Consider the following 14,154-nt stretch of genomic DNA (forward strand, 5'->3'; position numbering starts at 1 on the left):
CCGAGACATCATGTTAAAGTCGCTGCAAGCCAATAGGAGGAGTGAAAGATGGCGAACACGCCTGGAGCCATACCAGAGCAAACTACCCGTACAGTCGTTCCCAAAGCACCACTGTTAAAACGATTGCGCGGACAAAGACAACTCATGTTCATGTCATTGCCCATCGTTGCGTACATTCTCGTATTCTCGTATTATCCCATTTGGGGCTGGGTTATGGCCTTTCAGAATTACAGTCCTGCGAAGAGTTTCACGCAGCAGGAATGGGTCGGGCTCAAACACTTTAAGTTTTTGCTAACAGACGATGCATTTCTTAACGTGCTTCGTAATACCATTGCGATGAGCGTCATCAATATGGTGCTCGGATTTGCGACAGCAATTATATTTGCCATTTTACTTAATGAGATCAAACATAAGTTTTATAAACGAACCATTCAAACAATTTCGTATTTACCTCACTTTCTCTCATGGATTATCGTGACAGGTATCGTTGCAAGTTCACTATCTGTAGATGGTGGGATTGTGAATGTGGTGCTCATGAAGCTGCATATCATTCAAGAACCTATCATGTGGCTTAGCGTTCCGGAATACTTCTGGGGCATTGTAGGCGCATCCCATGTATGGAAAGAAGTTGGCTGGAATGCCATTATTTATTTGGCGGCCATCACGTCTATCGATCCTTCCCTCTATGAAGCGGCAGAGATTGATGGTGCGAACCGATATAAGAAAATGCTGTATGTGACCTTACCCGGAATCAAATCCATTGTTATCATTTTGCTGATCATGAATATGGGCTGGATTTTGGAAGCTGGATTCGAGGTTCAGTATCTGTTAGGTAATGGTGTGGTTGTCGACTGGTCACAGACGATAGATATATTTGTCCTGAAATACGGACTACAGATCGGGAATTATTCTTTGGCTACTGCGGCAGGTATCTTCAAAACAGTAGTTAGTATCACGCTGATCTTTGCGGCGAATTCAATTTCCAAACGGCTCGGGGAAGACCGATTAATATAAGGGGGACTAGAGATGGGAATCAATAAATCTCGGCTTGAACCGATTGTCTTCCATACGTTAAATGGTATACTGATGATCGCAATCGCGATTGTTACCCTGTATCCGTTTGTGAATACACTCGCCGTATCATTCAATGCCGGTAATGACACCATCCGGGGTGGGATTTATCTGTGGCCTCGGGTATGGACAGATCAAAACTACAGAGCAGTATTTGCAGGAGGGACCATCTTCAGCGCCTTTGGTATATCTGTGGCGAGAACGGTTTTGGGGACAGTTTTAAGTCTATTCTTAACCTCCATGCTGGCTTACACACTAAGCCGAAAAGATTATATATTACGAAAGCCCATTACCATTACAGTTGTTCTTACGATGTATTTTAGTGCAGGTCTTATTCCAACCTACTTCCTAATGAAAGATTTGCATTTGTTAAACAACTTCCTGGTGTACATTATTCCTGGGCTGATCAGTGCCTTTAATATGATTGTTATTCGAACTTATATCCAGACACTACCGGAGGGATTGATCGAATCCGCCAAAATTGATGGTGCTGGAGATTTCAGAACATTCATTTCCATTATTCTACCGCTGTGCCAACCTGTTCTCGCTACTGTTGCACTGTTCATTGCAGTCGGTCAATGGAACTCTTGGTTTGATACGTTTCTGTATGCATCTTCCAAACAAAACCTGAGCACGCTGCAATATGAGTTGATGAAACTATTATCATCTTCTATGAATTCCAACAGCAGTGCAGCCGTGGCCAATGGTGCAGATCTTGGCGCTGCGCGTAACATGGTCACACCTGTATCTATTCGGGCAGCGATTACGATTGTTGCCGCATTACCGATCTTAGTCGTATATCCATTTTTGCAGAAGTATTTCGTTCATGGCTTGCAGCTTGGAGGGGTAAAAGAGTAAACTTAATGCAGTTCCAGATAACCGATCAAAACGGTCACTAGGTGACCGTTTTTTTCATGTTTTTTTAACGACGGGCGGTAGTATGTCAATTGCACACGAATCTAATTTATTCAATAATGTTGTTGACAATTAAATTAAAGTTACTATAATTTATATTTACTTGATTCACCAGTCAGTCTCTTTTCAGGGTGCCACTGCGCGCGAAAGCCCTATATCAAGAACTGTCCACAGCGCCTGACCATCCCGAGCTCTTACCATTTTATCAAGGAGACTGAAGAGAAAATGAAAGTATTAATTGTAGAAGACTCCATTTTCGTACAGAAATTGCTTACAAAGCTGATTGTTGATCATATTCCAGAATGCGAGATTCAGATTGCTAACAATGGAGAGCAAGGATACAACCTATTTAAGGAATTTCAACCTGATTTTATAACCACCGACCTGCTGATGCCTGGTTTGAACGGACAAGAAATGCTTCGAATGATTCGAGAAACGGATAGCAATGTCAAAATTATTATCTTATCTGCAGATATTCAGAAGACAACTAGGGATGAAGTTGAAATGTTAGGCATTTCTGGTTTTTTGAATAAACCGTTAACCGCAGAGAAGGCAACGACCATGATTCAACTGATTCAGGCGGCCTATCATGCTGAATGATTTACAGAAGGATTTGCTTACTGAACTAGTAAACGTTTACGTGGGACAAGCGGCTAACATGTTGTCAGAGATTGTAGACAAGCGTATCGTTTTGAATATTCCGGAAGTGGAACTAATCTCCATATCCGATGTTGATCCTGGAGATCGAAGATACAACATTTTCTTTAGTGAAGGTCACCTGTTTAGGTCATCCTTACAGTTTGGATACGAATTTCAGGGAAAAGCATTTCTGATGTTTCCTGTTGAGCAGGCTAAAGTATTAGCAAACATCTGTCTTGGAGAACTGGGTGAGAGCGTTATACCGAACGATCCGAACCTGATGGATACGGATTTGGACGTTTTGAAGGAAGTTAGCAATGTCCTGCTTAACGCCATTATTGGAGAATTCGGTAATTTCCTGGAGATCAAACTGGAATACGTCCTGCCTGATATTGAACTGATCTATGTCACCAATTCCGATCAGCAAATATTGCTTCAGAATGAAGTCTATGTCCTGGTTTTACATACCTCGTTTTTACTTGCCGATACGGATGTGACAGGTATCATTGTCATAGCATTAAGCATGAACTCCATATCGAGCCTGCTGGCCAAAATGGACGCTTTGTTGGAGGCGGACAATGGATAATCTTATTTCACAAGCTTTGAACAAAGCCCATATGGGAATAATGATCGTGGACAGGCATTTGAAAGTTGTTGTGTGGAATGCCTGGTTGGAGCGCTTTACTGGCAAGAATGTAGAAGAGGTACTAGGCTTGAATCTGCTTGAGGTCTGCCCACGGTTTAAGTCAAATATCTATCTAAATATCTTGCAAAATGCGCTGTATCATGGACAGAGCAGATTTTGCTCAAGCGCGTTACATAAGGCATTCATTCTTCCTAATGAAGGAGAGGATGAACAATTATTCAGACAAAATATGCATGTTGAACCGCTCTATCATGAAGATCGGAGTTATGCCCTCATTCAGATTACTGACATGACACACACCAATACCAGGGTATATAAACTTAAAAATCTGATCAAAGAACTGGAGACGGAGTACGCCAAAATCAAAATCTCCGAAAAAATCAGCAAGCATTTGTCTTTGCATGATCCACTTACAGGTCTGCCTAATCGTCTTGCTTATAATGACCGTCTTGCCTGGGCTATCAGTAATGCTAAAAGAAACCATAACAAACTAGCTGTCATGTTTGTGGATGCTGATGGGTTTAAACAAGTGAATGATACATATGGACACCATGTTGGCGATCAAGTGTTGCTGGAAATGGCAAAGCGATTAAGCGAAACAATTCCAAGTGCGGACACTGTAGCTCGGCTTGGCGGGGACGAATTCATCATTTTAAGCCATCTGAAAGATGATCACGATGCTGAAGTCATCGCCAAAAGATTGGAAGCTGCATTCAGTACCCATTTCAAAATTGCCGGAAACTATATCAACCTTTCGATGAGTATTGGTATCAGCCTATTTCCCAAGCATGGACAGGAGCCTTCCGAACTTCTGAGACATGCGGATGGAGCCATGTACAAGATTAAAAAGAATGGCAAGAATGGTTATGGAATCTATGAACCTGAAAATGCTTAAGAAATCTAAAAATGTCTTTTAATAAAGTTGCTACAATAGCAACTTTATTTGTCTATACAATTAACATAAGACAGATTGTCAAACCAAGTGCGACAGTTCCTCTGTGAAAGATTCGTGAGCGGTTCTCCAGCCCAAGCATTTTCGGGGTCTGTGGTTAATCAGATCCAGTGAGTGTCCGAGATCTTCATCCTCTACTTGAGCGAAGTCGGTGCCCTTGGGATGAAACTCCCGCAGTAGTCCATTCCCATTTTCGTTGGAACCGCGTTGCCAGGAAGAATACGGGTCAGCAAAATAGACGTGAAAGCCATGTGTGTCTTCCAGGTTTGCATAGCAAGCAAATTCCTTGCCTCTGTCAGCCGTGGCTGTAAGGAAGGTGCCTTTAGGGTACTGGGAGATGGCTACACCAAGCGCAATTTCCATGGACAAAGCGGTACGATCCGGCATGAGAATGGCGGTATACAGCCGGGTTTTGCGTTCAATGAGCGTGGCTACGCATCCTTTACTTTTCCCACGACCTGATACGACGGTATCCAGTTCCCAGTGCCCAAACGTTTCTCGGGAACGAACCTCATTGGGGCGATCCGAAATGGATCTGCCGATAGCGAATTTACCGCGAGTTTCTGTGGGTTTCTGACGCTTCCCTTTGTGTCGAAGGACCTGTAACACGCCTCGAACTAGACGTCCGGCATAGAGCCAACGATAGATGGTTTTAAAGGAGACCGACGGCAGACCTTGGATGCGGAAACGTTCTGTGATCTGTTCCGGAGACCACGTTGCCTGCAGTTTTTCCTCCAAGGAAATAGCTAAGACTTCGGACCATTTACCAGGTGAGACAGAAGCCTTACGACGCTCCTCATACGCGCTCTGAGCCTGTTCTGCCTGATAGGCTTGCGATGAAGTAGCACGATTCAATTCACGACAAATCGTCGAAGGATGTCTTCCTAATTCTTTTGCGATGCCTCTTGAACTTTGACCTTGCCGATGGAGGATTTCTAGCTTGCTGCGCTCGATTATGCTAAGATGTCTGTAGCTCATGGTGGATTCTCCTTGTGTGAATGGTTGTTGTGGTGACTTCATTCTACACGAATCCGGCCATGGGCCATTTTTTATTTATTTCCAGCGGGTGTCGCACTTCATATTACAATCTGTCATAAGAAAAAATACGTTTTCTCCTCTATTACTGTACGGAATGCCGATTATCTTAATCATAGTGGGGTATTTTATATTCAAAGGGTCCAAGAAGCGCAGGGGTGTAAAGACGTATGAGTCGGTGGCTCCTGATGGTCAGCAAGCTAATATTAAACCATAGGATTAATGTTGCTACCACAATATTGAGAGGGACCAGAGTATGGCCCGATTGACAGCCGCTATATTAGCGGCTTTTTTGGATTTTAAATAAGTAGAAGTCTGAAAGAGGCGATAGTCAACACAACAATAGGGATCACAAAACCCAATATCACATTCAACAACATAGAATTAATCACTCCCTTGTGGGTGGTTTCACTATTGTTGACTGAAATACATCTTATAAATATGTCTTTGATGTTAAGGTAAGAAAACTAGCGAATCTATTTCCAAAAAATTGGAACAGTGTTATGATATAAAAGGGAAATAAAACTAATTATTGCAATAAATTTAATATATTTACAGAGAGGGATTAAAGATTGAAACTATAATCCAAATATTTTTTATTATGAGGAGGATAAACTATGAATAAGAGAAAAACGAAGAAAGTTAGTATGGTAATGATTTGTATTCTATCGTTATTTTTGGCATCTTCAACAGTCCTGGCTAATACTGCATCTTCACCGTATAGTACACCCAAAATTAAGGGACACACGTACACTTTCACATCTGAAGTATGGACTCGAAATTTTACTACAGGTACGACTGCTGAAGCCGTTGCATCAGTGAAGGCTTCAGCAAGTGTTCCAAATGGATATATGGGAGCTATGGCTAGATTGTACACATCTGGCGGAAGCTTAAAAGCTTCAAGTTCCATGACATATAATACATCGAAAACCTCTAGTTTTTTTGTCTATTCTCCAAGAATAACGACTAAAACGACGTATTATGCTCAGAATGTTGGTGAATTCTATAATGGGAATGGATACACTCGGTATACTGGATACAAGTCGCCAAACTTAAAGTTATCGAACGTAAATTCATCAAATGTTTTATTTGAAAACAACACTGAAACATCGGAAACGATTCACGAATTATTGCTTCAAACTAAATATGATGTCAATTCACAGGGCGATACCTATGGCTCAGCATTATCTGAACCAATCATTGGGGTTGAACCCGATTTGATTGCTGCAATTGGCACCAATGGAATCGAGGGTTATCTAAAAGCTGAAGATCTTACACCTAAAATCACTACCATCGAAGAAGCCTTAGCACAAACACAAGTGAATGGTACTGTTCGAACGATTCATTTGTATGATGTAGAAGGAGACAATATTATTGGAGAATTTGATGTAGTTACTGATTATAAAGTAGAATAGAAATTTTTCAGAGTAAAAGAGCCGCTAAATTTGCGGCTTTTTTGGGTTAAGCTATCCATTTCAATTAAGTTGCTTAGCCGTATTCTTTGCCGAAGTCCTCCATCTTTTCAAGGATCGGTAGTAACTTCATTCCCTTGTTTGTTAAGGAATACTCAACTCGCGGAGGAACTTCCGGATATACATCACGTTGAATAACACCATCATTCTCCAACTCTTTAAGCTGCTTTGTGAGGGAGCCTTGGGACAGATCTCCAAGGAATTTTTTGATATCCGTATATCGACGTGTTTCGTCTTTTAGGTACCATAAGATGAAATATTTCCAACGCCCAGAAAGGACATTCTGAGTAAAAGCTATGGCGTACATATCACTTTTTCCATCTATAAACTCTTGTTCAAATCCTTCATTGCAAACTCTCATTCATATCACTCCTGATCCAAAGGTACAAAAAGATGTACTATGTTCATTTAAATTGCCCTCTTTGCAAACAAAACAAATACACCTATGATGGTGTCAACACCAAAACAATTTTAGTTTACCTAAAATGTGAAAGAATAATAATGTTATCTCGATTGAATAGTTAGCAAGCTAAATAAAATATATCATAGAAATGAGTGACTTATAAGGGCTGGAGACAAATCAATATTCAATCATACTATAAATATTAACAAGGGAGATGTTTAACAATGAGTAAAAAAATTCGTACAGGTATCATAGGAGCATCCATTAATAACGGGTGGGCGAGTGGTACACATATTCCAGCTATTCAGCATTTGGATGAATTCGAGCTTACAGCGGTTGGGACAAGTAATATGGTGAGTGCAAAGAAAAGCGCAGAAGCTTTCCGGGCAGATCATGGCTTTGATAATATGGAGGAGTTGGCTCAGCACCCTGATGTGGATATGGTTGTAGTCAGTATTAACGTCAAGGAACATTATAATGCAGTCAAAGCCATCGCTCCAGCTGGCAAACCAATCTATTGTGAATGGCCACTGGGTTCTAATACAGAGGAAGCGCTTGAAATGCAGGAATGGGTAGCGTCCGCACAACTGCCAAATGCGATTGGATTACAGGCTAGACAAGCCCCGGTCGTTCAATACGTAAAAGATTTATTGGCAGACGGTTATGTGGGTAAAGTGTTGTCTGCCAACCTGAAGATCGCTATAGATGGCATGGGTGGCGTAGGTGACAAGTCGACTGCGTACTTGTATGACCGGAAAGTTGGAGGGAACTTGCTGACCATTGTAGGGGGCCATAATCTGGATGCCTTCACTTTCATGCTTGGGGACTTTACAGAATTGTCTGCCACCACAGCTCAACAGTTTCCAGAAGTTGAATTGGTTGATATTCAGAAAGTCATCAAGAAAACAACGGATGATCAGATCATGATTACAGGAAAATTGACTAATGGGGCAGCAGCCAGTGTCCATATTCAAGGTGGAGTTAAACATCAGACAGGACTCACACTTGAAATCTTCGGAGACAACGGCACAATTGTGCTGAGCGCTCCTGCATCCATTCAATTCGGATCGCACCAATTACGCGGTGCAGGATCTACGGACAACGAGCTTCGTGAACTAACCATTCCCGATGTCTATTTCTCGGCTCCAAATTCTCTATATAACGACTCCGGATTTGTTCTAAACATGGCTCAGGCTTATCGCAAGTTTGCCAAAGATATTCAAGAAGGCACTACCTTAGCACCTACTTTCGCGGATGCGGTGAAACTTCATCAGTTACTGGATGCCGTCGAGAAATCAGCCCAGACCGGTGAACGTCAATACCTATAACCCTCCCTGAATGGAACAAAATCGGATCCATCCATATACTTAGCATGCTAAATATATTCGCGCTATAGTAAGGGCACACATTGTGCCTTTCCAGAACGAAGGAGAAAATCGTTATGAAAAAAAGAAGTGAAATGCAACTGGCTTTACAGATGGTTTCGGGTTATGGAGCCGAATTTAGCGCATGGAGAATGCCTGGCACGGATCCTGCAGCTTACACCAATATGGATAGTTATGTAGAACGGGCTAAATTAGCTGAACAAGGAAAATTTCAAATGATTTTCATTGCTGATACTCCAGCATTATCCAATAATTTAGGTCCACAGACGCCTATGTTTCCTATGGACCCCATGTTGGCACTTATGGCAGTAGCAAGAGAGACACAACACATCGGGCTTGTTGCTACCCTCTCTACAACATTTAATTATCCCTACAACATTGCACGTCAGTTCAAAGCACTGGATGTTATCAGTCATGGACGTGTGGGCTGGAATGCGGTTACCACATCCGACCCCCTAGCGGCGGCTAATTTCGGTGGCCGGGTTGAAAATCGCCAAGAACGCTATGACAAGGCACATGAAAGCATACAAATTGTTCAGGCCTTGTGGGGGAGTTGGGAACCAGACGCTTGGACGTTAGATGTAGAAGGAGGGGAATTTGCTGATATGGACAAAATCCAGCCTATAAACCTTCAGGGTCAGTATTATGCATCTCGTGGTCCTTTGCCCATTCCCCCCTCTGAGCAAGGGCAGCCAGTGATTTTCCAGGCAGGGGGAGGAGGAGAAGGATTAGAATTAGCTGGGAAATATGCTTCCGGAGTGTACGCCAATCCTTATGATTACGTCTGCCCGTGAACACAGACAAGCCATAAGGCAAAGTGCTGCCCGTTTCGGTCGAAACCCCGATGATATCAAAATGTTTGCAGGGTTTATGTTTTCTATGGCTTCAACGGAGGAAGAAGCTCTGGATCGTCGGAAACAGCTTATGAGCTTCAATCCTCAGGAAATCCCCAGCAGGGTAAGTTACCTCGGATCCATGGTTGGTTTACCATTGTCGGTAAACTCAGTAGATATAGATCAACCTTTAGCGGCAGACTTGTTAAAAAATGCTTATGCCAACCCCATGGACCCCCGTTCTCCGAGAGCTTTAAAGTTATTAAAAGATGGACTCTCTGTAAGGGATGTTCTCGCTCACGGGGTCATCAACTATCATCCGGTTGTTGCAGGCACCCCGACACAGGTTGCTGACTTCTTGGAAGAATGGTTTTTGGCTGAAGCATGTGACGGATTCTCAGTTGTGCCCGATGTATCTTTTGATGGCGTTGCAGATTTTGTGAATCAGGTAGTACCTATCTTGCAGGAACGCGGTTTGTTCCATAAGGAATATGAAGGAAAAACACTACGCGAGAATATGGGCGTTCCTTACGAATACGGATTGCAGGAACATGGAATCAACGAATAAAGGAGAGCTTTTTAATGAATAACACACTCGAATTGCTTCATAACCATACATCGTTTCGTTCTTACACATCTCAACCCCTAACTGAGGAACAAATAGATGCAATATTTCAGGCAGCAAATCAAACTTCATCGTTCAGTCTTCTGCAGGCGGTATCCATTATACGCATCACAGATCCAGTACTTCGAAAAAAACTCAGACATCTCTGTGTCGATCAACCCTATATTGAAGAAGCGGCTGAATTCTGGGTCTTCTGTGCAGATTTCAACCGAAATCATGAAATCGCTCCGGATGTGGATATTGAATATATTGAATTTCTGTTGATTGGTTCATTCGATGCTGGCCTGATGGCACAAAATGCGTTAACCGCGGCTGAATCGCTGGGACTTGGCGGAGTGTTCATTGGTGCGGTCAGAGCTAATATTAGCGAACTATCTGACGTATTGAATTTACCTAAATATGTTATCCCTCTGGTGGGGTTATGTATCGGTAATCCAGCTGGAGATAAGCCAGAACTGAAACCTCGGCTCCCTCAATCCATGGTATTGCTTGATAATCAATACCAACCAATGGATCAAGAGAAATTAGCAATCTATGATGAGACCATGTTGAAGTATTATGAAAATCGACCGACGAGAGCCCCTTTCACTGTGAAAAAAGTAAAAGGATGGAGTGACCATATCCAGGATCACCTCGAGAGAAGTATTCAGCCGCAAATGATGGCCTATTTGAACAAGCAAGGTTTTGCCAAAAAATAAGCTTTACGATAAAATGCAATCTTTGTTGTGAAAATTGGATAGGAAGAGGCCCTTATAACGACACTAAGGTGAATTGACACTTAAATATCCCCATGATACATTTAGTCTGCTAAATATAATTCGGATGTTAGGGAGGGATCGTTCATGACAGATGCAGTAGATTGTGATATTCGACAGTCCTTAGATCGAATTTCCTCCCAAATGCGTCGAAACTATAGTGAATCTCTCCGGGAACTAAATCTCTATGTAGGACAAGATAATTTGTTGTATCGGCTGTGGTTGGGTGATGGGGTAACACAGATGCAACTAAGTGAACATATGAAATGCGAACCACCAACGGTTACAAACATGGTCAAATCACTGGAGCAGAATGGATTTATATATCGCAAACGTGATGAACAGGATGCAAGGATCATGCGTATTTTTCTAACCGATAAGGGGAAAGAATTAGAAAAACCGGTTGAGGATAAATGGAGAGAGCAGCAAGAGAAACTACTTCAATCCATTTCTTCGGAAGATCGGCTGATATTGAGGCAATTCATGCAACAAATGGAGCGAAATATTTTATAACTTAAGCTTCACGTAAGCTAAATCAAATGAACGAAGCAGAGCCGCTAATTATAGCGGCTTTTTTTATTGCCAATAGCTATACTTCCTTGTCCAGAACAAGAATTTGTACTGTCCGTTTCGGAATTTAGGATTATACCTCTAATGCTGGGATAAGATTGTGATAATTCAAGTTAATTTTGTTCATTTAGATGCTGAAGAGATTACAGTACACTGAAAGGACATACAAACGGAACACACTAAACAAGAAAAATGTGAGGAATATAATTCGTTGGAGGTTTTAACGTGAAGACCAAAAATATCTGGTTTAATCAACCTGCTGGAACATGGGAAGAGGCATTGCCTATCGGAAATGGAACTCTTGGAGGCATGATTTTTGGGAAAACACAGATTGAGAGAATTCAGCTTAATGAAGATAGTCTGTGGTATGGTGGTCCGATGCAGCGGAATAATCCTCAAGCACTTGAATCTTTATCTCAGATCAGAAGCCTGATTTTTGACGGTAAGATTAGGGAAGCAGAAGAACTCGCAGCAGATACTCTGGTAGGTGTTCCTGACGGGCAAAGACATTATGAGCCATTGGGGGACTTCTATATCGCTATGGACCACAGTGAACATGAACCGAATGAATATCAAAGACATCTCGATCTGGAACATGGCAAGGTAAACGTGAATTATACCGCAGATCAATCCATTTACAGCCGTGATTATTTTGCCAGCTACCCGGATCAAGTGCTCGTTGCTCATCTCAAATCTAGCGTACCTGGAAAGTTATCTTTCTCCACTATTTTTGGCAGGGGAACCATTCTGCAATCAACATCCTATTCAGATATTCTTAAGCATCCTGTTGGTTTCCAATCCTATCTGGACCGGATCGAGAAGCGTGGAACGAATGACTTGATCATCCGGGGAAGAAGTGGGGGAGAAGCAGGAATTCGATTTTGTTGCGCGATTCGCCTTATATCTGAAGGGGGGCAGGTTCATTATTCAAGCGGTCAGCTTTCTCTGAAGGATGGTAATTCAGCAACTATTCTAATCACGGCTTGCACGGATTACCGAGTACCCAAGGAACAACTCGAAGTGGAGTGTCTCCGAAGAATTGAAGCCGCTTCCGCAAAACCATATAGCGAACTGCTCACCGATCATGTCTCGGACTATCAATCCTTATTCAAGCGGATGGATATACATCTCGAAGATGAACATAAAGATGTGATATGTTCCGAACTTCCAATCGATCAGCGCCTTGAGCGGCTTAGAGCTGGTAAGCATGATCCGGAACTGTTGAGTCTATACTTTCAATTTGGTCGCTATCTGCTTATCTCAAGCAGTCGTCCAGGTTCTTTACCTGCAAACCTTCAAGGGATATGGAATAAAGACATGCTTCCTGTATGGGATAGCAAATATACGATTAATATTAATACACAGATGAACTATTGGCCTGCAGAAAGCTGCAATCTGTCTGAATGTCACATTCCATTGTTTGATTTTATAGATCGACTGCAAGTCCGGGGAAAGGAAACCGCTAGAACCATGTATGGATGCAAGGGGTTCGTTGCTCATCACAATTCGGATATCTGGGCAGACACTGCTCCGCAGGATGTATGCATGACATCGACGTTTTGGACTATGGGAGGAGCATGGCTTTCATTACATCTATGGGACCACTACGAATACAATAAGGATGTTCAATTTCTAGAAAAAGTTTACTCCACGATGAAAGATGCGGCTATGTTTATTCTGGATTATCTAATAGAGGATCCTTCCGGCAATTGGGTGATATGTCCTTCGTCCTCACCGGAAAATCGCTATATATTAGATAATGGAGAGTCGGGGGCTTTATGTTTTGGTGCTTCAATGGACAATCAGATTATTAGAGAACTCTTCACGCGTTGCATTGAAAGTACCCGAATATTGCAAGAGGATCAGGAATTTGGAGAATTACTCCGTGGTGCTTTAACCAAAATACCGGAGACCTCCATTGGCAAACATGGGCAGATCCAAGAGTGGAGTAACGATTATGATGAATTGGAACCTGGTCACAGACATATTTCCCATTTATTCGCTTTGCATCCTGGAACGCAAATTACGTTGCAATCAACACCTGACCTGGCCAAGGCAGCTCGTGTAACACTCGACAGAAGACTGGAACACGGTGGTGGACACACAGGATGGAGCCGGGCGTGGATTCTCAACATGTGGGCACGATTAGAGGAGTCGGAACTTGCACACGATAACATCGTGGAACTTCTACGTTCCTCCACGTTACCCAATCTGTTTTGTGACCATCCTCCATTTCAAATTGATGGGAACTTTGGAGGTACTGCAGGGATAGCAGAGATGCTTCTCCAGAGTCATAACGAAGTAATCAGATTGTTACCTGCTTTACCAGCAGCGTGGCCAAAAGGATATATTCGTGGTATTCGGGCTCGTGGCGGATTTGAAATAGATCTGGAATGGGAAAATGGTCGTCTGTTCAATACCAGAATTCGCTCTATTGCAGAATCAAAAGTAACCCTATCCTATCTGGACCAAAAGATAGAATTAACCTTCCCTGGCCCCAATGCCATGATTGAATTAAAAGGGGATAAATGGAATAACAAATAAGCACTTACCGATTACCTGAGCGAATACCGGCTGACAAAATTGCCGGGCGAATTCGCTCTTTTTTTTTTGTGAAATAAGATATAGGCAAAAGTTGGCGTGTTTTTGTTCAATGCAAATAAAATTTATCAAACAGGTATTCTGAGGTCTCATTCATTCAGATATATGACCTCCTTATCGTTTCGCGCAATAAATATAGCCGTTTGTGCAATGAAATTGCAGACGTGAACCTATAAAATGTAACCATCCTAACATGATGGATACGGTTGTCAGACCTATAATCGTTATGATCAAGAATTCGGCTATGGCAAA

Annotated in this window: 14 protein-coding genes; 12 read left to right on the forward strand and 2 right to left on the reverse strand. The window is 42.3% G+C overall.

The genetic code is table 11. The annotated features are described in order from the left end of the window. Positions 1-48 precede the first annotated feature (48 nt). From MKZ13_RS15195 to MKZ13_RS15215, 5 genes are all read left to right on the forward strand, one after another. A complete protein-coding gene (locus tag MKZ13_RS15195) occupies positions 49-1,014 on the forward strand; it encodes an ABC transporter permease subunit (RefSeq protein WP_083657036.1) in 966 nt (321 codons plus the stop codon). A 12-nt stretch (positions 1,015-1,026) separates the two neighbouring features. After that, complete coding sequence (locus tag MKZ13_RS15200; protein ID WP_017688457.1) at positions 1,027-1,929, forward strand: carbohydrate ABC transporter permease; 903 nt, start codon at positions 1,027-1,029, stop codon at positions 1,927-1,929. A 282-nt stretch (positions 1,930-2,211) separates the two neighbouring features. Beyond that, the gene (locus tag MKZ13_RS15205) at positions 2,212-2,586 is read left to right on the forward strand and encodes a response regulator (protein WP_036615858.1); all 375 of its coding nucleotides are present in this window, start codon (positions 2,212-2,214) and stop codon (positions 2,584-2,586) included. Beyond that, the gene (locus tag MKZ13_RS15210) at positions 2,576-3,211 is read left to right on the forward strand and encodes a hypothetical protein (RefSeq protein WP_017688455.1); all 636 of its coding nucleotides are present in this window, start codon (positions 2,576-2,578) and stop codon (positions 3,209-3,211) included. Before MKZ13_RS15205 ends, MKZ13_RS15210 begins: the two co-directional genes overlap by 11 nt. After that, complete coding sequence (locus tag MKZ13_RS15215) at positions 3,204-4,166, forward strand: sensor domain-containing diguanylate cyclase (protein WP_339185133.1); 963 nt, start codon at positions 3,204-3,206, stop codon at positions 4,164-4,166. The genes MKZ13_RS15210 and MKZ13_RS15215 overlap by 8 nt, the downstream gene beginning before the upstream one ends. A 78-nt stretch (positions 4,167-4,244) precedes the next feature. Here MKZ13_RS15215 and MKZ13_RS15220 read toward each other — a convergent pair whose 3' ends face one another. Next, on the reverse strand, positions 4,245-5,201 hold the full coding sequence (locus MKZ13_RS15220; RefSeq protein ID WP_076210700.1) for an IS30 family transposase: 957 nt from the start codon (positions 5,199-5,201) through the stop codon (positions 4,245-4,247). Positions 5,202-5,875: 674 nt separating this feature from the next. On the opposite strand from MKZ13_RS15220, the gene MKZ13_RS15225 reads away from it, so the two are divergent. Continuing rightward, positions 5,876-6,673, forward strand: coding sequence for a peptidase (locus tag MKZ13_RS15225; RefSeq protein WP_339185135.1), 798 nt, complete (start codon positions 5,876-5,878; stop codon positions 6,671-6,673). Positions 6,674-6,746: 73 nt separating this feature from the next. On the opposite strand, the gene MKZ13_RS15230 is transcribed toward MKZ13_RS15225, so the two are convergent. Further along, positions 6,747-7,091 carry a helix-turn-helix domain-containing protein gene (locus tag MKZ13_RS15230; RefSeq protein WP_339185137.1) on the reverse strand — a complete coding sequence of 115 codons (345 nt, stop codon included), beginning with the start codon at positions 7,089-7,091 and terminating at the stop codon, positions 6,747-6,749. A 266-nt stretch (positions 7,092-7,357) separates the two neighbouring features. Here MKZ13_RS15230 and MKZ13_RS15235 point away from each other — a divergent pair, with 266 nt between their 5' ends. The 6 genes from MKZ13_RS15235 (at position 7,358) to MKZ13_RS15260 (ending at position 13,845) form a co-directional block, all read left to right on the forward strand. Then, complete coding sequence (locus tag MKZ13_RS15235; RefSeq protein WP_339185139.1) at positions 7,358-8,461, forward strand: Gfo/Idh/MocA family oxidoreductase; 1,104 nt, start codon at positions 7,358-7,360, stop codon at positions 8,459-8,461. Positions 8,462-8,574: 113 nt separating this feature from the next. Continuing rightward, positions 8,575-9,312: an LLM class flavin-dependent oxidoreductase gene (locus tag MKZ13_RS15240; protein WP_339185141.1), complete on the forward strand. Its 738-nt coding sequence runs from the start codon at positions 8,575-8,577 to the stop codon at positions 9,310-9,312. Then, positions 9,293-9,919, forward strand: coding sequence for a hypothetical protein (locus MKZ13_RS15245; RefSeq protein WP_339185143.1), 627 nt, complete (start codon positions 9,293-9,295; stop codon positions 9,917-9,919). Before MKZ13_RS15240 ends, MKZ13_RS15245 begins: the two co-directional genes overlap by 20 nt. A 14-nt stretch (positions 9,920-9,933) precedes the next feature. Further along, on the forward strand, positions 9,934-10,674 hold the full coding sequence (gene nfsA, locus MKZ13_RS15250) for an oxygen-insensitive NADPH nitroreductase (protein ID WP_339185145.1): 741 nt from the start codon (positions 9,934-9,936) through the stop codon (positions 10,672-10,674). 144 nt (positions 10,675-10,818) lie between these two features. After that, positions 10,819-11,244: a MarR family transcriptional regulator gene (locus MKZ13_RS15255; protein ID WP_221821121.1), complete on the forward strand. Its 426-nt coding sequence runs from the start codon at positions 10,819-10,821 to the stop codon at positions 11,242-11,244. Between the two features lie 282 nt (positions 11,245-11,526). After that, entirely contained in the window at positions 11,527-13,845 is a 2,319-nt protein-coding gene (locus MKZ13_RS15260; RefSeq protein WP_221821122.1) for a glycoside hydrolase family 95 protein, read from the forward strand. Positions 13,846-14,154 lie beyond the last annotated feature (309 nt).

The sequence above is a fragment of the Paenibacillus sp. FSL R5-0701 genome (assembly GCF_037973995.1).
GTDB lineage: Bacteria > Bacillota > Bacilli > Paenibacillales > Paenibacillaceae > Paenibacillus.

What these genes read in the sequence shown, in the direction of transcription:
- MKZ13_RS15195 (WP_083657036.1), top strand. Translation starts at nt 49, where the DNA reads ATGGCGAACACGCCTGGAGCCATACCAGAGCAAACTACCCGTACAGTC.
- MKZ13_RS15200 (WP_017688457.1), top strand. Translation starts at nt 1,027, where the DNA reads ATGGGAATCAATAAATCTCGGCTTGAACCGATTGTCTTCCATACGTTA.
- MKZ13_RS15205 (WP_036615858.1), top strand. Translation starts at nt 2,212, where the DNA reads ATGAAAGTATTAATTGTAGAAGACTCCATTTTCGTACAGAAATTGCTT.
- MKZ13_RS15210 (WP_017688455.1), top strand. Translation starts at nt 2,576, where the DNA reads ATGCTGAATGATTTACAGAAGGATTTGCTTACTGAACTAGTAAACGTT.
- MKZ13_RS15215 (WP_339185133.1), top strand. Translation starts at nt 3,204, where the DNA reads ATGGATAATCTTATTTCACAAGCTTTGAACAAAGCCCATATGGGAATA.
- MKZ13_RS15220 (WP_076210700.1), bottom strand. Translation starts at nt 5,201, where the DNA reads ATGAGCTACAGACATCTTAGCATAATCGAGCGCAGCAAGCTAGAAATC.
- MKZ13_RS15225 (WP_339185135.1), top strand. Translation starts at nt 5,876, where the DNA reads ATGAATAAGAGAAAAACGAAGAAAGTTAGTATGGTAATGATTTGTATT.
- MKZ13_RS15230 (WP_339185137.1), bottom strand. Translation starts at nt 7,091, where the DNA reads ATGAGAGTTTGCAATGAAGGATTTGAACAAGAGTTTATAGATGGAAAA.
- MKZ13_RS15235 (WP_339185139.1), top strand. Translation starts at nt 7,358, where the DNA reads ATGAGTAAAAAAATTCGTACAGGTATCATAGGAGCATCCATTAATAAC.
- MKZ13_RS15240 (WP_339185141.1), top strand. Translation starts at nt 8,575, where the DNA reads ATGAAAAAAAGAAGTGAAATGCAACTGGCTTTACAGATGGTTTCGGGT.
- MKZ13_RS15245 (WP_339185143.1), top strand. Translation starts at nt 9,293, where the DNA reads ATGATTACGTCTGCCCGTGAACACAGACAAGCCATAAGGCAAAGTGCT.
- nfsA (WP_339185145.1), top strand. Translation starts at nt 9,934, where the DNA reads ATGAATAACACACTCGAATTGCTTCATAACCATACATCGTTTCGTTCT.
- MKZ13_RS15255 (WP_221821121.1), top strand. Translation starts at nt 10,819, where the DNA reads ATGACAGATGCAGTAGATTGTGATATTCGACAGTCCTTAGATCGAATT.